This is a genomic window from Erwinia sp. S38 (genome assembly GCF_016624545.1).
GTDB lineage: Bacteria > Pseudomonadota > Gammaproteobacteria > Enterobacterales > Enterobacteriaceae > Erwinia > Erwinia coffeiphila.
In genome coordinates, this window is sequence record NZ_JACVTS010000030.1 from 25279 (window position 1) to 45070 (window position 19792).

Genomic DNA, 19792 nt, shown 5'->3' on the forward strand with positions numbered 1-19792 from the left:
TTCAGATGGCAGATGATTTATTTTTGACTCTCGGAGGGCGCGTAATAAACGGGTGGGACGAGATTAGCGTTACGCGAAGCATAGAACGCCTGCCGTCTGAGTTCAGTCTCTCCCTGATGGATTACTACCCCGGCAATAATGAAAAACAGCTCGTAAACCCAGGCGAACTTTGCACTGTACGACTTGGTGATGATTTGGTGATGACGGGGAATATCGATCGCTGGAACCCGGTTATCTCTAAATCACGACATGAAATTCGTGTCAGTGGCCGGGGGAGATGCAGAGAACTGGTGGATTGTTCAGCTGAGTGGCCGAACAATGTCATTAGTCAGTCCACTGCGCTTCAGATAGCACAAAAGTTGGCTGCACCCTACGGCATTACTGTCGCGAGCGATATTGAGGATATGGAAATCGTTCCTCAGTTTACGCTTAACTGGGGGGAGTCTACTCAGGAGGTGCTAAGCCGTGTATGCCGCTGGGCTGCGATGCTGTTTTACGATCTCCCTGATGGCAGTCTCTACATGACTCGTGTAGGTGATCGCAACGCTGCAAGTGGGATAGCGCAGGGCGAAAATATTGAAGACGCATCCTTTACGTCTTCCATGGATGAACGTTATTCGGATTACATCGGCGTATCTATGTCAACAAACGCTCTGTATTCAGATGAGGGCGGATACTCATCTGTCACCCTCGCAACCGCTCACGATCAACAAGTGGCCGACCTGGGGTATCGTAATCGCGTAGTGGTGGTTGAGAGCACCATGAATATCAACCGCCTTGCTCAAAGCTGTATTGACTGGGAGATGAACCGCCGCTATGGAAGGTCAAAGCAACTACAGGTAACAATTGATAGCTGGAGAGATAAAGCAGGTAATCTTTGGGAGCCAAACACGCTTATTCCGATCCGCCTTCCTGCATTTGGAATCGATGAAGCACTTTGGTTGCTTTCAGAAGTCACTTTTATTCGAGACAGGGATGGAACGCGCGCGCGCATGATATTGATGCCACCTGAGGCGTTCTTCGTTCAGCCTTATTCATTCTATTCGCAGTTCCCTGTCCTCAGGCAATAAACTGATAATCTTATTTTTACCGTAAAACCCGCCAATGTGCGGGTTTCTTTTTGGAGTGAAAATGGCACTTATTAATGATGCAATTTCCTCTCTTCTGGGCACGAAGGATACCTGGAACTGGTTTGATAAAATTCGGCCAGCATCCTTTCGCGGTGTGCCGTTCGGTGTTCTGAGTGTCGAGGGTGTTTTTGGTCGGCGTCAGGCTGTCCACGAATATCCTTATCGCAACACCGCCTGGGTAGAAGACCTTGGCCGTGGCACACGAAAAATGACCATTCGTGGCTTTATTGTTCACAACAGCCTCGCCTACAACGCACCAGATGTGATCACCCAGCGTAATTCACTGGTTGCCGCCTGCGAGATGGAAGGCGCTGGAACCCTTATCCACCCAACACTGGGAGAGTTGACGGTCAGCATTCCTGATGGTGGGTTGCGGGTACTGGAAAGCGTTGATAGCGGCCGTTCCTTTGAATTTATGCTTACCGTTATTGAGTCAGGGTTAAAGGTGTTTGCCCTTACGGACAGCACCCAGGCTTCATCAACGGTACAGGAAAATGGATTTCGTACGGGTCTGATTGCTGCGACCAGGTTCGTTGCAACAGTTAAGGGAGAAATCAGGAGTGTAACCCAGACCATAAAGACGCTGCACAATACAGCAGTTTTCTGGGGGAATATGGTTAAGGGGACGGTGAATGAAGTGACAAACCTTAGCAATGTCCTTAAATCCACCTTCGGCAGCTCACGTTACGGTCGTTACAGCAAGGGTGACGTTGGTGGGAATGTATCCGGTGCTACCGGGTTAGTCGGTCGAACCGCAGACACCGGGGATTATACTTCACTGGTAAATCAGAAAATGGCCATGGCGGTGACTGGAAGGGCTGACTTAATCCGTCTCACAGAAGAATTTGAAGGAGTCAGTTCGGTTGAAGAATTTCCGTTGGGCGCGAGAAACATCATTAATGAAATTTTGGCATTTGATGGCAGTGTCGAAGAGAAGATTCGAATGCTTGAGCTGCTGGCTACTTATCAAAATTCTACTTTCTATGCCACCGATGCAGAAAATGCTGCCGCTCAAAGTGCCAGCATTTTGCTGAGTGTCTTATCGGCAACTGCGATGGCAATAGCATCGGCAGGTTATGAGCCGTCAAGTTATAACGATGCGATCTCGATGCTTAACCGTGTGTGTGACACCCTCGACAAAGCCTTGCTGATGGCAGCTGATGCGGGAGACGACGAAGATTATCTTAATTTACTGGAAACCCGTAAGTCTCTGGTGGCTGCATATGAACAGAAGGGCACAAAGCTCAGCTCACTGACTCAGGTCAGCCTTCCGTCATCCCTGCCAGCACTGACTCTCGCCAATCGACTGTATCAGGATTCCTTGCGGGGAGATGAGCTGGTGCAGACAGTGAATCCCCGGCATCCGGCCTTTATGCCTGCGAAATTCAGGGCGCTAAGAAAGTAATTGAAAGGAGACAGGTCGATGAGTAGCGATTTTCTGAGGCAGTTAAGTCGCCGCGTCTCAATGATGCTGGGCATTGGAAGGATCACAGCGCACAGCGATGCCGGGGGCATCCAAAAGCTTCAGTACCAGACGTCACTGGAAGTTCGCGGAGATACACCGCGAATGGCCGAGTTTGGTTTTTCTTCCGGGTTGCCAATCGGCACAGATGTTGTTCTGGCATATCTGGGAGGGGATCGTTCCAGCGCAGTGATCATTGCCAGTAATAACCAGCAGCACCGCCAGGGAGGGTTAAAGCCTGGTGAGGTGGTGATTTACAACCAGTGGGGAATGTTCATCAGACTCACTGAGAGTGGAATTGAGATAGAAGCAAACGATAAGCCGGTAAAGGTCAGTCATGCCACAACGGTGACCGTTGCGGCCTCAGTAGAAATCCTGCTCGATACGCCGGTTGTTAAAGCGACCGGAGATATTATTGATAACTGCGATACCAACACCACCACACTGAAAGACCTGCGTGATGCTTATAACCGACACAGTCACGTCGTTAAAAATGTTCAGGGTGGTGATGAAGATAAAACCAGTGAAAAACCCGGGGAGCCTGTTGAATGAGTGACATCAGTTCTTTCTGGGATATAGAGCGATTGGTAGCTGAATGGAGGGAGGGCCGGGGTGATCTTATTAGTGGTGACGACCTCCAGACGGCAATCATAATCAGCCTTTTTACCGACAGGGTTGCCCGGGCTGATGACAGTACGGACAGTGATGATCGCCGTGGTTGGTGGGGCGATTCGGGTGAAGAAATGAGCATTGGCTCCAGGTTGTGGTTGTTGAGACGGCAAAAACTTACGACTGCTGTGGCACAGAAGGCGGAAGATTACGCGCGAGAAGCCCTGCAATGGCTGATATCTGATGGCGTTGTATCGTCTGTTGAAGCAGCGACCCAGATAGTTTACCCCCGACGCCTGAATATGGTGCTCAGATATCGAAAGCCAGAGAGTGATGACAGCGCGAAGATGCAGTTTTTTTGGGTTTGGGAGCAATAACTATGCCATTTAAACGTCCGACTTTGACGGAGCTTAGAGAGCTTAACCGCACGCAAATGCAGTCAGAACTCAAAGATGCCGGGGCGCTTTTACGTTATTCCAATATGCGAATACTCGCAGACGCAGATGCAGGATTGGCGCATCTCCACTATGGCTATCTTGACTACATTGCACAGCAGGCAACACCTTTCAGCGCTACAGATGAATGGCTTGCGGGTTGGGCAGGGTTAAAGAATATCTACCGCAGTGCTGCCAGCGCTGCGTCAGTGGCGTCATACCAGTTCACCGGAACGAGTGGCTATAAGGTGAGCAAGGGGGCTGTGCTGCGGCGTGGTGACGGGTATCGCTACAGCCTCAATGAAAGCGTAATTATTAATTCAGACGGTAAAGGTACTGGGGTACTGACCGCTATCCTGCCAGATGTTGCTGACGATGTAACTGGAGGCGGCTCTGCTGGTAATTCAGATGCAGGTACTACTTTGACCCTGGATGTATCTGTTGCGGGAATCGACATCAGCGGTGTGATGATTTCCCCGGCGACTGGTGGTGCCGATATTGAATTACAGGAAAACTTCCGTGCCCGGGCATTGCTGGCCTACCAGAATCCACCACAGGGAGGGAGCGACACTGATTATAAGCAATGGGCACTATCGGTATCTGGTGTCACACGTTGCTGGATCAAGCGCAGACTAATGGGAGCCGGTTCAGTCGGGATATTCATCATGTGCGATGGCACTGATGAGACAAACCATGGATTTCCAGTCGGTGAGGATGGCATATCTCAACTGGATGACTGGGGGGCGCAGAAAGCCACTGGAGATCAAGGGCGAGTAGCCGACTATATCTACCCTTTACAGCCCGTTACTGCTCTGGTTTATGTCTGCTCCCCAGTTGAGAAAAAAGTGAATTTTATAATCAATGGCATCTCTCAGGCGGGTACTGAAACGACAAAGTTGATTGAGACCGCTATAGACAGCGTATTCTTTGAAGATGGCGATCCAACGGGCACTGGTCGCATATTTTTATCTGATTTGAACCGCGCAATTGGTGATGTCAGCGGCACAGCGGGGTTTATTCTTGTTTCACCATCTTCAAATATCGATCTTGGAACTGGTGAGTTGCCAGTACGTGGTGAGGTGACTTATACATGAGCCTGTACACCCAAGAAGATTACCGGCAGGCGCTACAATCTCTTATACCGGTTGGCCTTGCATGGCCCCGCGACTCTGACACTGTTCAGGGGGCGGTGGTTAGCGCTCTGGCAGGAGGGTTTCAACGCAGTGACAGCGATGCGATAGGTTTGCTTGAAGGAGCCTTTCCCGGCACAGCCACTGTCTTGTTGACGGAATGGGAAAAGACTCTGGGTTTGCCCGATGACTGTTCTATCGGGGAGGTGGATTCATTTGGCAAAAGACAGTCTTCCGTTGTTTCGAAATTAATCAGCACAGGAGGGCAGTCGCGAGCATATTTTATCGGAATAGCTAAAGCACTTGGCTATAACATAACCATTAGGGAATACCGGCAGGCCCGATCGGGATTCTCTGTTTGTGGTGATGGGCTAAATGGAGATGAGTGGCCATTCGTATGGCTTGTGGAGGCTGAAGAAACAACCATTACGTATGCACGGTCGGGCATGAGCTATTGTGGTGACCCTTTACGTTCGTGGGGTAATAAACAGCTTGAATGTCGAATGAATGCTCAGGCACCTTCACATACCATTGTTAAATTTGGATACATTAACTTCGGTTTCAATGACGAAAACGTTTATGAAGTTACGCCAGATTTCGCTGAAATATTTGATATAGCATCCGGGTATATCTCTCTATTCTGATTAAATTCTTAATTATTTAATTTACATAGGTAACGCCATGCAAAAAGTTGGTTCAGTTACAGACACCGCTGATAATAATGGTGAGTTCACTAATGGTAATGTTGCCCAGGGCGTTCCTCCTACAATATTATTGGCGGAAATATTTAATACCTGGCAGAGAGAGCTTGTAGCTCTGGTGGAGGGGGCGGGGATCACACTTGCCCCAACAAATTACCAGCAGGTGCTGCAGGCTGTAAAAAAGATCGTTAGCGATGCGATCAATAGTGGTTCTACAACAACACTGCCGATAAATAGTGGCGGTACTGGTGCAACCACCGCTACAGATGCCAGGACTAATCTCGGCCTCGGTTCCGTCGCAATTGAAGATACAGTTCCTGTCACCAAAGGGGGAACAGGCGCAACTACTGCCGCCGCCGCAAGAACTAATCTCGGCCTTGGGGCTCTGGCTGAAGTCGACACAGCTCCCATTACAAGAGGGGGGACTGGGGCAACAACCGCTTCAGGGGCACGCACTAATCTCAGCGTTTACTCAACGGGAGAGGTCTACAGCAGAACAGAATCTGACAGCCGCTATAACAAGCTAAATGCGGGTTTCTTTGCTCCGACCAATGGTCGTCATCAGGATGGCTCTACCGGTTTTATGATTCAGGTTGGGCGTGTTACACGCACAGCCGATCAGAGTAGTGTCACGTTTCCCCAGGCATTCCCCAACGCCTGCATTGGCGTTGTGATGACCAAAAATGAGAACGCAGTAGCCGGCGATTCCACGTCAAATTTAATCGCCACTAACCAAACTGTCAGTGGATTTACTGCTGTGATGTACGAAAATGAACGCGGCGCTACATGGCTGGCCGTTGGTTACTGAGGTGAAAAATGTCGGAAAAATATCTTTATAGCGCCAGTACTGGTGGGATTTACCCTGCCTCAAAGAAAGAAATTTATGAAAACAGCATCAATGGCCTGCCTGATGATATTGTCGAGATTAACGATGAAACTTTCGCAGGTTTAATTTCTGGTCAGGAAGCCGGGCAGAGGATTATTGCCGATAAAGACGGCTACCCAATCCTTTCAGCTCAGCCAGAGCCAACCGAAGAAGAAGTTATTGCCAGTAACACGCAGAAGAAAACCAGTTTAATGAAACTGGCTACAGATGAAATTTACCCCCTGCAGGATGCGATCGATTTGGGTGAAGCCACGGATGACGAAAAAGAAAAACTCATCTCTCTCAAAAAATACCGGGTTGCATTAAATCGCGTCGATGTATCTGTCGCCGGATTGGAATGGCCAGCCTACCCTGCGTTTTGAAATTTAAGTTTTTCTATAACTTCATTACTTAAAGTTAAAAGTGAAAATTTTAATCTTATTGATTCTCAATGCATTCGTTGTTGAGAGGAGCTTCCATGGCTGAAAGATACAACACCAGAAACTCAAGGCCTTCAAATAGCATGAAGGATGTGAATGACAACGCCCTGGCTTTTGATGACTTTATGGGGGTTGAGGCTGATTCATTTCTGGACAGGCTTGGTCATGAACGTGATAGCCTGGCTGGGGTCATAAAAAAAGTATTTTCAGAAAGCTCGTCAGCGGTAGGGCTGGCTACTCAAAACCTTATCCCCCTCAGTCGTCAGTACATGTCTGTTGTCGCTGCGCAGGCAGACATTGCCAACATCCCTGCAGGTTCGACTACGTATGTGCGCAGCCTGGACGGCAGTTCGCTGGCTGATGAGTACGTCAATAATGCCGGAACGCTGGTACCGACGGGCCGGAGAATGCCATCACAGGCAGAAATAGCCAACGTTAGGGATACCGCAGACAGCGTAAACAGAAGGACGGAAGGGCTCAGAACCGAATCTGAATCAGCTTACCCTCTCGAAATCACCGATAACAAAGGAAAAGGCCTTGCATATTCGGATCGCATGGGCCTTTTCAACTTCCCGGGAGGAGTGAAAACTCCTGCTATCAACGTTGACAAGGTGGCATCAGGGACTATCTCAGCCAATGAAATTTCAGCGACTTCTGAGGATGGTGATGCATACCTATTTCCGGAAGTAGACAGAGCGGGGCGGGTACTTTTTGGCACATACCCTGATACCGGAAAAAAAATCTACCTAGGAGAGCCCCTGCACAACCACCGGGGTCCACTGGAAGGGGATTTTTTTGCTATCGGTGATTCAATCACCGCCTACGGCGTCGCTTATTCCGGCACGAATAACAGCGGGACTTCATACGCACCGTGCGTGCGCGATCAGTCCTGGCATGCATGGGCGTCAATGATGACCGCTGGCCGTCTGCGACTGAAAGGGATATCAGCTACCGGAGGATATACGGTCACCCAGGTGCTTAACACGCACGTATCTAAAGCTGAGCAGGCAGCCACAACATTCTGCGTGGTCATGTGCGGCCGAAACGATGTGGTGCAGGGGATCGATGTTGAAACCGTGACAATCCCGGCGTTTCTTAAAATATTTCGCCGTTTACGTCAGAAGGGGATTATTCCTGTCGTCTGCACAATGTCTGCTCAGGGAAACAGTACAAGCAGCACGCAACGTATTGCAGAGCATAAAATCAATGCGTGGCTCAGGGCGTACGCCCGTAAATACCGGCTGCCCCTGGCTGACCTGCACCGCTACACGGTTAACCCACTGAACGGAGACTGGACACCCGGCTGGAACCAGGACGTTTCGCACCCGAACGGGTTCGGTGCGCGCGCCATGGGGCGCGCGCTGGCTGACGGCCTGAAAGAGTGGTCAGCACCGGTGTACGCTCCGCGTGCTGACGAACAGTTGTCACCGGCCATAAGCAACAACCTGCTGGAGAACTGTCTTTTCCTCGACAGTGACGGGACAAACCCTGCAGGCTGGACCGTAACAAAAACGGGCGTGTCAGCCGTTGCGGCGTCTGGTGAGATAAAGGGTAACGCATGGTCACTGACCGGGCATGAAGCTGAAAAGACAGTAACCCTTATCCCTTCTGACCGCCTGCAGCTTGGATTTTTCGCAAAAACAGGCGATGCGCTGTTTGAGCTGTATCTGATTTCCGGGGCAACCCACCTGGCAGGAATCCGTGACTGGAAAGTATCAACGGAAGGCTTCCTGTACTTCAGCTATGAGTTTACGGTACCCGCCGGAGTGACCAGTGCCACCCTGAAACTGAAAACAACAACAGCGCAGGCATCTGTCGGTCAGGTCAGCCTGCTGAAAATAACGGAGTTAGTATGAGAATCGTGCTTGATACCACCATCAACAACCCGGACCTCCCGCTTATCAACCCTTCTGCTGCGCTGATATCCGATACGATGGTCGCCGGGTACAACATGCTGAGCACGAAAGATTTCAGCGGACGCGGTAACGACTTCAGCTGGAACGGAACATTCGACGCATCAGGCGCTGTGTTACTGAACGACCCGGACCATGTCATGACCCTGCCGTTTGCAGATACGCCGGAGATGACAGTCATCTTTTGCTGGAATCTGGCCACGGCCACGGCCGGTGGTAACCGCTGGCTGTACGGAAACGGTAAGCCAGGCTCTACAGCCGCATCAATCAAGGACGGTATCTTCCACCGGGCAACGGGAGCCACCGTTTCTCTGGGCGTGGGAGCGACGGATATGGGGACAACACTTGTCGCGCAGTCAACAGGGGCGTGGACGCTGCAGGCGCACCGCTACAGCAGCACCCTGATAGAGCGCATAACCCGGTCAGGTGGGATTACTTCTCAGGCTGTAACAGCCCGTAATGCAGGGACAGCACCCTTCTACGTGAACGGGCAGCCTTCCAGCCTGAGCCCCGCATACGCGTCCGGTGGTGCCGGGACAATTGGCATGATGCTTTTCTACAACGAGCTGACTGATGATGCAACGCTGGCATCCCGCATGGGTACGGTGTGGGACATCATGACAGCTCGAGGGGTAACAGTTCCTTAATTTTTCTTGTTTCTCCACCAATCCCACTCAGCATGAGCCCATATAAAAATCATGATGATATTGGATATAAACATGATATCTGGCCACTTTGTGAATCCAGATAACAAAGAGACTGAGGAAAGAATTGCAGCAAACCTTACAAAAATCCTTGAATTCATTTAACTTCCATTTATAAATCGGATTGATCCTAATGATGATTGTATCTATGTGTTGAGTTGTAATCAATTGTGTCCGATTTCTTCCTTCACTCACTAACCATTACGGTTATTAAGTATACTGTATTCATATGCAGTTATTATTGACGGGAGGGCATCCTGCCTAGCTACTACGAAATCCCCGCTAACTCCCCGCACAAAATTCAGGCACAAAAAAACCAGCCGTAAGAGGCTGGTTTCCATAACGTCTGTTCGGCATGTGGATCTAAACGTACGGGGGCTAAGATCTGCTGGCTCCTCAGATATCGTTTACCATCCACATATCCGCCTCATCAAACATCTCTTCCAGCATCCGATTGAGTTTTTCCTTCTCGGACTTATTGGCATCAGTATTGATACTGCTGTTACCCATCATTGGCTTCACCTTTACCTCTGCGCCTGGAAATATCCGCTGAACGCGCCTTGTCAGCTCATTCAGGATGATTTCACGCGCACCAGGTAAACCTTCGACATTTCGCTTGTCATAAATCAGTTCCACGAACATTTCCTTGCCCTCTGTGCTGGATGTAATTACAGTATATACTGTTTAAATAAACAGTGAAAAGGTAAAGAGTAATGGAAATTTACATGCCGACTGAAAGCCCTGAAGCCATGTTGATACCACTATTCAGCGACCTGGTGCCGTGCGGCTTTCCCAGCCCGGCGCAGGACTACGTAGAGCAACGCATCGACCTCAATGAGTTGTTAATAAACCATCCGAGCGCGACGTATTTCGTGAAAGCCGCTGGTGACAGCATGATTGAAGGGGGGATCAGTGAGGGGGATCTTCTTGTCATCGACAGCTCCCGCAAAGCAGAGCATGGAGATATTGTTATCGCAGCTGTGGACGGTGAGTTTACCGTGAAAAAACTGCAGATCCGCCCGACTGTGCAGCTTAATCCGATGAACAGCGCTTATTCACCTATCGTCGTTGGCAGCGAAGACACGCTTGATGTGTTCGGTGTCGTGACTTACATCATCAAATCGGCCAGTTGAGATGTTCGCGCTCTGTGATGTGAACTCCTTCTACGCCAGTTGTGAGACGGTGTTTCGTCCTGACCTGAAAGGACGGCCGGTGGTCGTCCTGTCGAACAACGACGGTTGTGTGATTGCGCGCTCTGCTGAAGCAAAGCCCTTCGTGAAGATGGGGGAGCCTTACTTCAAACAAAAAGATGCGTTTCGCCAGCACGGCGTGATCTGCTTCAGCAGTAATTACGAGCTCTATGCCGATATGTCGAATCGGGTGATGACAACGCTGGAGGAGCTTTCACCACGCTGTGAAATTTACAGCATTGATGAGGCTTTTTGCGACCTGACAGGCGTTCGTAACTGCCGCGACCTTACCGACTTTGGCAGGGAAATACGTGAGACTGTCCTGAGCAGAACACACCTGACTGTCGGCGTGGGCATTGCCCAGACCAAAACGCTGGCGAAGCTGGCAAACCATGCAGCAAAAAAATGGCAGCGACAGACCGGTGGCGTGGTGGACCTCTCAAATATGGATAAACAGCGAAAGCTGATGGCTGTACTGCCGGTTGATGAAGTCTGGGGTGTCGGAAGGCGTATCAGTAAAAAACTGGAAGCGCTGGGCATTGATACTGTGCTCAAGCTGGCCGATACCGAGACCAGTTTCATCAGGAAGCACTTCAATGTCGTTCTTGAACGAACGGTGAGAGAGTTGCGCGGCGAGTCCTGCCTCGCACTGGAAGAGTTTGCCCCGGTGAAACAGGAAATCGTCTGCAGCAGGTCTTTTGGTGAGAGGGTAACGTCCTGTGATGAAATGCGGCAGGCGATATGCAGTTATGCATCCCGCGCTGCAGAGAAGCTGCGTGGTGAGCATCAGTACTGCCGTTTTATCTCGGCATTCGTCAAAACCAGCCCCTTTGCACCGAACGAGCCTTATTACGGTAAGAGCGCATCGGTAAAGCTTCTCACACCAACTCAGGACAGCAGGGACATCATTTCTGCGGCTACCCGGTGCCTGGATGCAATCTGGCGTGATGGCCATCGATACCAGAAAGCGGGTGTGATGCTTGGCGACTTCTACAGCCAGGGGGTTGCCCAGCTCAATCTTTTTGATGACAACGCACCCCGTCAGAACAGTGCAAAACTGATGGAGGTTCTGGACCACCTGAACGCGAAGAACGGAAGAGGAGCTCTGTATTTTGCGGGGCAGGGTATACAGACTAACTGGCAGATGAAACGGGAAATGTTATCTCCGCGCTACACTACGCGCTTCGACGATCTCCTGAAGGTAAGGTGAACAAACAAGGTGCAGAAGTCGTCAGGGCAACTGGTCGGGATTCTCCCCCATTTCTCCCCATTAACTCCCCGTACAAAATTCAGGCACAAAAAACCAGCCGTAAGAGGCTGGTTTTTCTAAGGTATTTGGTCGGCACGAGAGGATTTGAACCTCCGACCCCGGACACCCATGACCGTTTGCTGAGCTTTACTTTTATACATGAATCGTCTTGCTTAAGTGTTTTCATTGTTAATTTTATTTTTCATCATGTGTTTATTAAATACCAGAGGCACTTCGAGGTTATCTGTAACCTCGTAGAGACTGTAATCATCATAATAATCATGGTAGCCATTACTAATTAAGAAGCTCCCGAATGAATCGGACGACATATCGTTGAATTTGTTATATCCAAATGGTGTGTTTTCTGGTATGAACCCGAATTTATCAAAGATTGTGGATTTAACTGTGTTGTTAATTCTGTATTTGAAAATAAATCCCATTTTATCCGTCAAAACAATGTCATCAAAGGTACTTACTACCTTAGTTAATCGACCATCTGCATTATCTTTAGTAATTGGACTCTCTGTTTCGCAAACTATAACATCTCCTGACATGGTTATTACATTAAAAGATAATCGTTCAAAAATATCGATAAAAACATCGCCATTATCACCATGGATGAAGCTATATTTTGGGATGTCAAGTAACTTGGCCTCGTATCCTTTCAATACCAATGGTTCATCGAGTTTCATCAAGCTAACAGTGCCTTTTGTTCCAATTGTCATATCTATTGACTTTATGATAATTGAGTTGTCTCTTTTGTTGGAAATTACAAAATTTGTAACATGCGATTTGTATAACTTCCCTTGGCTAAGGCTATAAGAAACACATATCTTCCTAGTTACCTTTTGGTATCCAAAATAAATAGTAAAGATTGTTGCAATTATGGTTAGTAGCTTAATATCAAAGAAAGAATAAAGCCATGCAAGACCATCAATCACCTTTTGATTTATCATTTAACATCTAACTCATAGTGGGTTTTAATGTTTTTTATTATGAGGCAATTATCTATTAAGTTACAATATTTTTTATAAATGATCTGATACAATCAGATTTAATGTCTAGCAAGCGTTTTGGCGCAGGGATGGGGTAGGCAGGTTAGTGGAAGTCTTGGGGCTATATGAAATCTTCGCCATATCACTTAGTTAGAAAAATTAAATTACTGATAAATAAGGAATTGATAGGTTAAAGTATATGGCGAACAACCAATCTAACATAATGAAATATATGGCGTTTAACCCTGATTTAAAATCCCTTGCTCTCTGTATTGATGGAGGGGAAAGTCCTTCCCCAAAACTAAATTTTACTCTAAGTATTTCATAGGGTTGCAATGGGATTAAACCAACGATTACAACCATGTTTATCGCTTATTTGTCTATATATATCAATAATTTAATTTGAATTTTCTAAGGTAATGCTGCGCCATATGGAATGGTTCGAAGCCGCAGACCTGATCGTTAAAGGCATGGAAGGCGCCATTAACGCCAAAACCGTGACCTATGACTTCGAGCGTCTGATGGACGGCGCTAAACTGCTGAAATCTTCAGAGTTTGGCGATGCAATGATCAGCCACATGTAATATGTGCCGTTGATGATTGTGAAGACGGGGGGCCGATTTGGCCCCCGTTTTTGTTGTGCTTATGGACTGATTTTTATATATGTCGCCAACTAATAAATCCAAAGTTTCAGGAACGTCGATTCAGCCAGCCACATTGCATGAATATCTGTTCACTGATGATTTGTCATGTCCAGGCTGGACGTTGCCGCACCGTCATTAATATTGGACGGCGCATTCCAGTCTCTGCCTTTTAAGGCATCATTCGTATTCATACTTGCTGAATCGTTGGCTGAGTTGAGTGATGAACCATCAAGCTCAGCATCGGCTTCTTCATCGCCTGAATCCGTACTGGTAAAGCCCCCTTTGCTGGAAATCGTATCCGTACCATCCATCTCATTCGGCATGCTGTCGCTGGTTGAACCATCGTCATTTACACAAGAATAGCCACCCAGATCATTCGGTTCGCAGTCAGTAGCCTGCGCGAAGTGAGTGAATGACGCCAAAGCAGATACCAGCGACAAAACAATAATTTTTCTCATTTTTTCAGCTCGTTTTGAAAAGATTATCACAGCATAAGTTCTTATAAGTTTGTGATGCTGTATGTAACCTGTTGTGAAGCTGAAGGATTCTGGCTATAAAAACAGCAAGATAATTCGTTGAATCAATCGAAAACTCAGGAGACATTTTGCCGATAACTCCCGCTCGACTGCATCTTCGCCCCGTAATCAGCTCAGACGCAGATGACCTTTTCAGAATTTATGGCGACCCTGCCACAAATACGTTTAATCCTGCAGGACCGTATCCTGATATTGATTATGCCCGTGGTGTTTTGGCTCAATGGCTTAAGCATTGGGAGGATTACGCTTTCGGAAGTTGGGCTATCTCGCTGAAGGATAATCCCGAAAGAATTATCGGTTTTGGCGGGTTAAACATCCGCAGTTATGCTGATATTTCTATCAATAGCCTGGGATATCGCTTCTCCACGGAGTCGTGGGGAAAAGGCCTGGCGACAGAGTTTGCTCACTATGCGGTCAGCTATGGGTTTGGTGAAATCAAACTACCTGATATATCTGCCACAGTAAGAGCAAATCACCTGGCATCGCAGAAAGTCCTGACGAATGCCGGACTCAGATATGTACGGGACATTCATGATGTGAAAAATGCGCCCGCCAGCATGCTGTTTACACTGACCCACGCCGAATGGGATAAACAATAATGTTCGTTTTTGTTGGCTGGCATATAAAGAGTTATCAAAAAAAGTTATCAAAAATCTCAATTTCAGGCCGAAAAGTTATCTCATTCTGAGCCGGCCCTTCACGCTGAACGTGCAGTGTGATGCCAGTCGGCCACGCTTCAATACCCCGGTAACCGCCGCTTAACCGGCTGAGACTTCACAATCGCGCTGTTGGTTTCTGCCTTATCGGTGATGCGATCCAGAATAAAATCCAGATGCTCGATGGAACGCAGATGCAGGCGTGCGATAAAGCAGTCGTCGCCCGTCACTTTGTCGCATTCGGCCAGTTCAGGAATGGATTCCAGCAGCTTCTGCACCTCATGCAGTTTTCCCGGTAGCGGCTTGATGCGGACGATGGCCTGCAGCGAGTAGCCCAGCGCGTGCGCATCCACCTCGACGGTAAAAGCACAAATTACACCGCGATCTTCCAGACGTCGCAGCCGTTCGGCCGCGGCGGGAGCGGAAAGGCCGATCTGTTCAGCCAGCGCTTTAATCGGCGTCCGGGCATCGGTCTGTAACAGCGCGAGCAGGCGGCGATCGATATCATCCAGGGCCATCAGTTTTTCTCCGTTTTTACCTTTTTAACACAGGTATTTTTGCATAAGTGCCTTGTTTATCGCAGGTGAATTTGTCGAAGTTGCGGGTAAATTATTGACCACGCGATCCGACACATTTGGGAAATCTGATGAACAACACGACACGCGGCACGCTGGAGATGACGGCGGCGATGATCATTTCCGGCACCATCGGCTGGCTGGTGACGCTTTCCGGCAGGCCGGTAACCGAAGTGGTATTCTGGCGCTGTCTGTTTGGCGCACTGACCCTGCTGCCCGTCTGTGCAGCAATGGGGCTGCTGCGGCACGGGCGGATCTCCCGGCGTCAGCTCCTGCTGGCGGCACTCGGCGGGGTGGCTATCGTGGTTAACTGGTTACTACTGTTTGCCGCCTATTCACGCGCATCCATCTCTATAGCGACGGCCGTGTATAACACCCAGCCGTTTATGCTGGTGGGACTGGGCGCGCTGTTTTTGCACGAACGCCTGACGCGGGCGAAGCTGGGCTGGCTGCTGCTGTCATTTGCCGGGTTACTGCTGATTGTGCAGGCGCGGCCTGATGTCGCCGTCAGCGGCAGCGATTATCTGCTGGGGATTTTGCTGGCGTTGGGGGCGGCATTTTTCTATGCCCTGGCGGCGCTTATCACTAAAAAACTCAGTGGAATGCCGCCGCATTTAATTGCGCTGGTACAGGTGCTGGTAGGAACGGTGCTGTTGCTGCCGTTTGCGCTGCAAAGCCACGATGCCATTGCGCCCGCCAGCTGGTCGCTGCTGATGACACTGGGCGTCGTGCATACCGGATTAATGTATATCCTGCTGTACGGCGCGATCCAGCGCCTGCCAACTCACCTTACCGGCGCGCTTTCATTTATCTACCCGGTGGTGGCGTTTATCGTGGATGCCGTGGCTTTTGGGCATCGATTACATCCGTTGCAGGTGGCGGGGACCGCCGCTATTTTGCTGGCGGCAGCCGGGATGATGCGTGTTAAGCGGCTGCCAGCGCAGCCGTGTGCGGTTAATAATTAGGCAGGGGGGCTGGCTGGCCCCCGGTATCGCTTTCCGCGTTAGTCGTAGTCGTTCGAGTGCGGATGCCCGCGTGTGATGAAGCAGGTGCGTCAGCCCGACACCGAGGCAAAATAAATTCCCTTTTCCAGCAACCGCTTTACAAAAACCATCTGTTTCTGACCTTGATCAAAGCGGTAAAACAATATTACTGTATTTATATACAGTAATCGTTTGAGATCGTAACCATGAAGTTTTATCAGCCCGCAGAAATCCGCGCCATTCTGCACCTGCCGTTGTTTATCAGCCGGGTGCCCTGTGGTTTTCCATCGCCTGCGCAGGACTATATTGAGCAGCGCATCGACCTCAATGACCTGCTGGTGAGCCACCCCAGCTCAACCTACTTTATCAAGGTCAGCGGCGATTCGATGATTGAAGGTGGAATTGGCGAGGGCGACATGCTGGTGGTGGACAGTTCGCAGAAGGCGGAACACGGCGATATCGTGGTGGCGGCGCTGGACGGCGAATTCACCGTCAAGCAGCTGATGCTGCGGCCTTATCTGCACCTGCGGCCGATGAACTCCGCCTATTCGATTATGCCGATTCCCGATGCCGATCAGTTCGACATCTTCGGCGTGGTGAAACACGTGATTAAAACGCTGGGTAAGTGATGTTTGCCCTCGTGGATGTGAACTCATTCTACGCTTCGTGCGAAACGGTGTTCAGGCCGGACCTGAAGGGTAAACCCGTCTGCGTGTTAAGCAACAACGACGGCTGCGTGATTGCCCGCTCGGCGGAGGCAAAGGCGGTCGGCGTAAAAATGGGCGAACCCTATTTTAAAATCAAAGACCATCTGCGGCAGCACCGGGTGAACGTATTCAGCTCAAACTATGCGCTTTACGCCGATATGAGTCTCCGGGTGATGACCACGCTGGAGGCGATCGCTCCGGCGGTCGAGGAGTACTCGATCGATGAGGCGTTTATCGATCTGACCGGCGTACGCAACTGCCGGGTGCTGGAAGAATTCGGGCACGAGATCCGTGAAACGGTGAAGCGTGATACGCACCTGACCGTGGGCGTGGGGATTGCCCAGACCAAAACGCTGGCCAAGCTGGCCAACTACGCGGCTAAAACGTGGACCCAGACCGGCGGCGTGCTGGATCTGTCGAACGTGGATCGCCAGCGCAAGCTGATGGCGCTGGTGCCGGTGGAAGAGGTGTGGGGTGTGGGTCGGCGAATTAGCAAGAAGCTGAATGCCATGGGGATTATCACCGCCAAAGATCTGTCGGAACAGAGCACGTGGATTATCCGCAAGCACTTTAACGTGGTGCTGGAACGCACGGTGCGAGAACTGCGCGGTGAACCGTGCCTGGCGCTGGAGGAACAGGCACCGAACAAGCAGCAGATCCTCTGCTCGCGTTCGTTTTCCTCGCGGATCGTTGACTATGCCGATATGCGTGAAGCGGTGTGTAACTATGCGGTGCGCGCGGCGGAAAAGCTGCGGGCAGAAAAGCAGTACTGTCGGCAGATTGCGGTGTTTATTCGCACCAGTCCGCATACGGTGAATGAACCGTTTTACGGCAATCAGGCGATGAGTATGCTGCTGACGCCGTCCAATGATACCCGGGATATTATTCGTGCCGCGATGCATGCACTCGATCGCATCTGGCGCGACGGGCACCGATATATGAAGGCCGGGGTGATGCTCGGCGACTTTTTCAGCCACGGCGTTTCGCAGCTTAATCTGTTCGATGATTTCAAACCGCAGCAGAACAGCGAGGCACTGATGCAGGTGATCGACCGCGTGAACCAGAGTGGCAGGGGCACGCTGTGGTTTGCCGGGCAGGGGATTCAGAAACCCTGGGCGATGAAGCGCGAAATGCTGTCACCGGCTTATACCACCCGCTATCAGGACCTGCCGCTGGCGAAGTAATCCGCCGGGGGATATGTGCACTTTTTTCGATAGGCGTTGCTCCTGTGTAGTGCAATGGCCTGCCGTTTCATCCCATCCCGGTTCCGGCGATGGCCTGTTTATCCGGGCTCGCAGTTTGGCATACTCATTGCATATTGATATATCAGTATATCAAAACACACAGTGAGGTCGTCATGTCAGTTCTTAAAACAGTGGTTGCGGGCATCATCGTAGTGGCAGGTTTGTCTTCTCAGGCGGTTATGGCAAAGGAGTGGAAGGAGATCCGCATCGCGACCGAGGGAACGTACAAACCGTTTAGCTATATTGCCGACGGAAAACTGACGGGGTTTGACGTCGATATCGCCAATGCGCTGTGCGAAAAAATGCAGGCGAAATGCACAATAGTGTCGCAGGAGTGGGATGGGATGATCCCGGGCCTGATGTCGGGAAAATATGACGCCACCGTGGCCAGTATGTCGATTACGCCAGAGCGACAGAAGAAAATTGACTTCACCGATAAATACTATGCAACGCCGGCCCGCTTCATCGCGGTGAAAGAGAGTGAGATTAAAGAAACAACGCCGGAATCACTGAAAGGCATCACGGTTGGTGTGCAGGGTTCGACCTCGCAGGCCTCGTATCTGGAGGACAACTTCAAGGGTACGGAGGTCAAAATGTACAAGACGGTTGACGATGCCAATATGGACCTCGCAAACGGACGCATCGACCTGGTGTTCTCCGATGCGGCGATCCTCGCCGACTGGATGAAATCTGCCGACGGCGCATGCTGCAAATTTGTCGGCGGTGACGTGCGTGATGAAAAATACTTTGGCGTGGGGAAAGGGATTGGCGTGCGTAAATCCGACCCGGACCTGCGCGATCGGTTTAACGCCGCGATCAAGGCGATTATCGCCGACGGTACTTATGACCGTATCAATAAAAAGTATTTCGATTTCTCCATCCAGTAACGCCGCGTGTCGCCTGAAGGTAATGTATGAGTGAATACCTGACGTATCTGTCATTCGGTAATGGAGGATGGGCTAAGCCCATCCTTTCCGGCGCGCTGCTGACGATTGAACTGGCCGTGGCAACACTGCCGTTTGGTCTGGCGGCGGGGCTTCTTCTGGCGAGCGGTATGCTCAGCCAGAAAGCGTGGCTCCGGCGGTTTTGTGTGGCGTACGGCACGGTATTCCGTGCCCTGCCGGAGCTGCTGACCATTTTTATTATTTACTATGGCTCGCAGATGGCCATTAAAGCCGCCTGCGACTTCCTCGGCTGGCAAACGCCGCAGATCAACGGCTTTATGGCCGGGCTAATCGCGCTTGGCGTGGTCTTTGCGGCGTTTTCATGTGAGATCTTTTATACCGCACTGCGCACGATTCCGCAGGGGCAGTATGAAGCGTCTTACGCACTCGGGCTGTCGCCGAAAACCCGCTATTTCCGCGTAACGCTGCCGCAGGTATGGCGGATCGCGCTGCCGGGGCTGGGTAATGTCTGGCTGGTGCTGCTGAAAGATACCTCGCTGGTGTCGGTGATTGCGCTGTCCGATCTGATGCGGCAAACCTACGTAGCGGTCAATTCGACAAAAGAGCCGTTCTTTTTCTACGCGCTGGCCTGCGCCGTCTATCTGATCTTTTCATCCATCTCCGGGCTGATCCTCAGCTGGCTTGAGCGCCGGGCCAACCGGTACTACGCGAGGGGCTAAG

At 50.3% G+C, this 19792-nt stretch carries 22 protein-coding genes and 1 pseudogene; 19 read left to right on the top strand and 4 right to left on the bottom strand.

Going from position 1 to position 19792, the window contains the following annotated elements; genetic code table 11:
* The first annotated feature begins 5 nt into the window (after positions 1-5).
* From IBT46_RS24465 to IBT46_RS24510, 10 genes are all read left to right on the top strand, one after another.
* On the top strand, positions 6-1070 hold the full coding sequence (locus tag IBT46_RS24465; protein WP_200547777.1) for a phage baseplate assembly protein: 1065 nt from the start codon (positions 6-8) through the stop codon (positions 1068-1070).
* 61 nt (positions 1071-1131) lie between these two features.
* Positions 1132-2535: a DNA circularization protein gene (locus IBT46_RS24470; protein WP_200547778.1), complete on the top strand. Its 1404-nt coding sequence runs from the start codon at positions 1132-1134 to the stop codon at positions 2533-2535.
* An 18-nt stretch (positions 2536-2553) separates the two neighbouring features.
* Positions 2554-3144 carry a phage baseplate assembly protein gene (locus tag IBT46_RS24475; protein ID WP_234480280.1) on the top strand — a complete coding sequence of 197 codons (591 nt, stop codon included), beginning with the start codon at positions 2554-2556 and terminating at the stop codon, positions 3142-3144.
* Positions 3141-3578: a phage GP46 family protein gene (locus IBT46_RS24480; RefSeq protein ID WP_200547779.1), complete on the top strand. Its 438-nt coding sequence runs from the start codon at positions 3141-3143 to the stop codon at positions 3576-3578. Before IBT46_RS24475 ends, IBT46_RS24480 begins: the two co-directional genes overlap by 4 nt.
* A gap of 2 nt (positions 3579-3580) precedes the next feature.
* On the top strand, positions 3581-4729 hold the full coding sequence (locus tag IBT46_RS24485) for a baseplate J/gp47 family protein (RefSeq protein ID WP_200547780.1): 1149 nt from the start codon (positions 3581-3583) through the stop codon (positions 4727-4729).
* On the top strand, positions 4726-5409 hold the full coding sequence (locus tag IBT46_RS24490) for a YmfQ family protein (RefSeq protein ID WP_200547781.1): 684 nt from the start codon (positions 4726-4728) through the stop codon (positions 5407-5409). The genes IBT46_RS24485 and IBT46_RS24490 overlap by 4 nt, the downstream gene beginning before the upstream one ends.
* A gap of 37 nt (positions 5410-5446) precedes the next feature.
* A complete protein-coding gene (locus IBT46_RS24495) occupies positions 5447-6274 on the top strand; it encodes a hypothetical protein (protein ID WP_200547782.1) in 828 nt (275 codons plus the stop codon).
* A gap of 8 nt (positions 6275-6282) precedes the next feature.
* Positions 6283-6714 (top strand): tail fiber assembly protein, encoded by a 432-nt coding sequence (locus tag IBT46_RS24500; RefSeq protein WP_200547783.1) that lies wholly within the window; start codon positions 6283-6285, stop codon positions 6712-6714.
* Positions 6715-6809: 95 nt separating this feature from the next.
* Entirely contained in the window at positions 6810-8627 is a 1818-nt protein-coding gene (locus IBT46_RS24505) for an SGNH/GDSL hydrolase family protein (RefSeq protein WP_200547784.1), read from the top strand.
* A complete protein-coding gene (locus IBT46_RS24510) occupies positions 8624-9331 on the top strand; it encodes a hypothetical protein (RefSeq protein ID WP_200547785.1) in 708 nt (235 codons plus the stop codon). The genes IBT46_RS24505 and IBT46_RS24510 overlap by 4 nt, the downstream gene beginning before the upstream one ends.
* Positions 9332-9784: 453 nt before the next feature.
* Here the strand turns inward: IBT46_RS24510 and IBT46_RS24515 are convergent, their stop codons facing one another.
* Entirely contained in the window at positions 9785-10030 is a 246-nt protein-coding gene (locus IBT46_RS24515; protein WP_200547786.1) for a DinI family protein, read from the bottom strand.
* A 71-nt stretch (positions 10031-10101) separates the two neighbouring features.
* On the opposite strand from IBT46_RS24515, the gene IBT46_RS24520 reads away from it, so the two are divergent.
* Together IBT46_RS24520 and IBT46_RS24525 are read left to right on the top strand one after the other, a co-directional pair.
* Complete coding sequence (locus IBT46_RS24520) at positions 10102-10521, top strand: translesion error-prone DNA polymerase V autoproteolytic subunit (protein WP_200547787.1); 420 nt, start codon at positions 10102-10104, stop codon at positions 10519-10521.
* A 1-nt stretch (position 10522) separates the two neighbouring features.
* Positions 10523-11788: a Y-family DNA polymerase gene (locus IBT46_RS24525; protein WP_200547788.1), complete on the top strand. Its 1266-nt coding sequence runs from the start codon at positions 10523-10525 to the stop codon at positions 11786-11788.
* 212 nt (positions 11789-12000) lie between these two features.
* On the opposite strand, the gene IBT46_RS24530 is transcribed toward IBT46_RS24525, so the two are convergent.
* Positions 12001-12768 (bottom strand): hypothetical protein, encoded by a 768-nt coding sequence (locus IBT46_RS24530; RefSeq protein ID WP_200547789.1) that lies wholly within the window; start codon positions 12766-12768, stop codon positions 12001-12003.
* 464 nt (positions 12769-13232) lie between these two features.
* Between IBT46_RS24530 and IBT46_RS24535 the strand changes: the two are divergent.
* A pseudogene (locus IBT46_RS24535) lies at positions 13233-13406 on the top strand (NADP-dependent isocitrate dehydrogenase); the annotation flags it as partial.
* Between the two features lie 149 nt (positions 13407-13555).
* Here IBT46_RS24535 and IBT46_RS24540 read toward each other — a convergent pair.
* On the bottom strand, positions 13556-13924 hold the full coding sequence (locus tag IBT46_RS24540) for an RND transporter (RefSeq protein WP_105592769.1): 369 nt from the start codon (positions 13922-13924) through the stop codon (positions 13556-13558).
* Positions 13925-14070: 146 nt separating this feature from the next.
* Here IBT46_RS24540 and IBT46_RS24545 point away from each other — a divergent pair, with 146 nt between their 5' ends.
* Positions 14071-14601, top strand: coding sequence for a GNAT family N-acetyltransferase (locus IBT46_RS24545; RefSeq protein WP_200547791.1), 531 nt, complete (start codon positions 14071-14073; stop codon positions 14599-14601).
* Between the two features lie 137 nt (positions 14602-14738).
* Here the strand turns inward: IBT46_RS24545 and IBT46_RS24550 are convergent, their stop codons facing one another.
* Positions 14739-15176, bottom strand: a complete 438-nt coding sequence (locus tag IBT46_RS24550; RefSeq protein WP_305038808.1) for an Lrp/AsnC family transcriptional regulator — start codon at positions 15174-15176, stop codon at positions 14739-14741.
* Positions 15177-15304: 128 nt separating this feature from the next.
* Here IBT46_RS24550 and IBT46_RS24555 point away from each other — a divergent pair, with 128 nt between their 5' ends.
* From IBT46_RS24555 to IBT46_RS24575, 5 genes are all read left to right on the top strand, one after another.
* Positions 15305-16198, top strand: a complete 894-nt coding sequence (locus IBT46_RS24555; RefSeq protein ID WP_200547792.1) for a DMT family transporter — start codon at positions 15305-15307, stop codon at positions 16196-16198.
* A 224-nt stretch (positions 16199-16422) separates the two neighbouring features.
* Positions 16423-16845, top strand: a complete 423-nt coding sequence (gene umuD, locus IBT46_RS24560) for a translesion error-prone DNA polymerase V autoproteolytic subunit (protein WP_200547793.1) — start codon at positions 16423-16425, stop codon at positions 16843-16845.
* Positions 16845-18107, top strand: a complete 1263-nt coding sequence (gene umuC, locus IBT46_RS24565) for a translesion error-prone DNA polymerase V subunit UmuC (RefSeq protein ID WP_200547794.1) — start codon at positions 16845-16847, stop codon at positions 18105-18107. Before umuD ends, umuC begins: the two co-directional genes overlap by 1 nt.
* A 173-nt stretch (positions 18108-18280) precedes the next feature.
* Entirely contained in the window at positions 18281-19054 is a 774-nt protein-coding gene (locus tag IBT46_RS24570) for a lysine/arginine/ornithine ABC transporter substrate-binding protein (protein WP_200547795.1), read from the top strand.
* 26 nt (positions 19055-19080) lie between these two features.
* Complete coding sequence (locus IBT46_RS24575; RefSeq protein WP_200547796.1) at positions 19081-19791, top strand: ABC transporter permease; 711 nt, start codon at positions 19081-19083, stop codon at positions 19789-19791.
* The last annotated feature ends 1 nt before the right edge of the window (position 19792 follow it).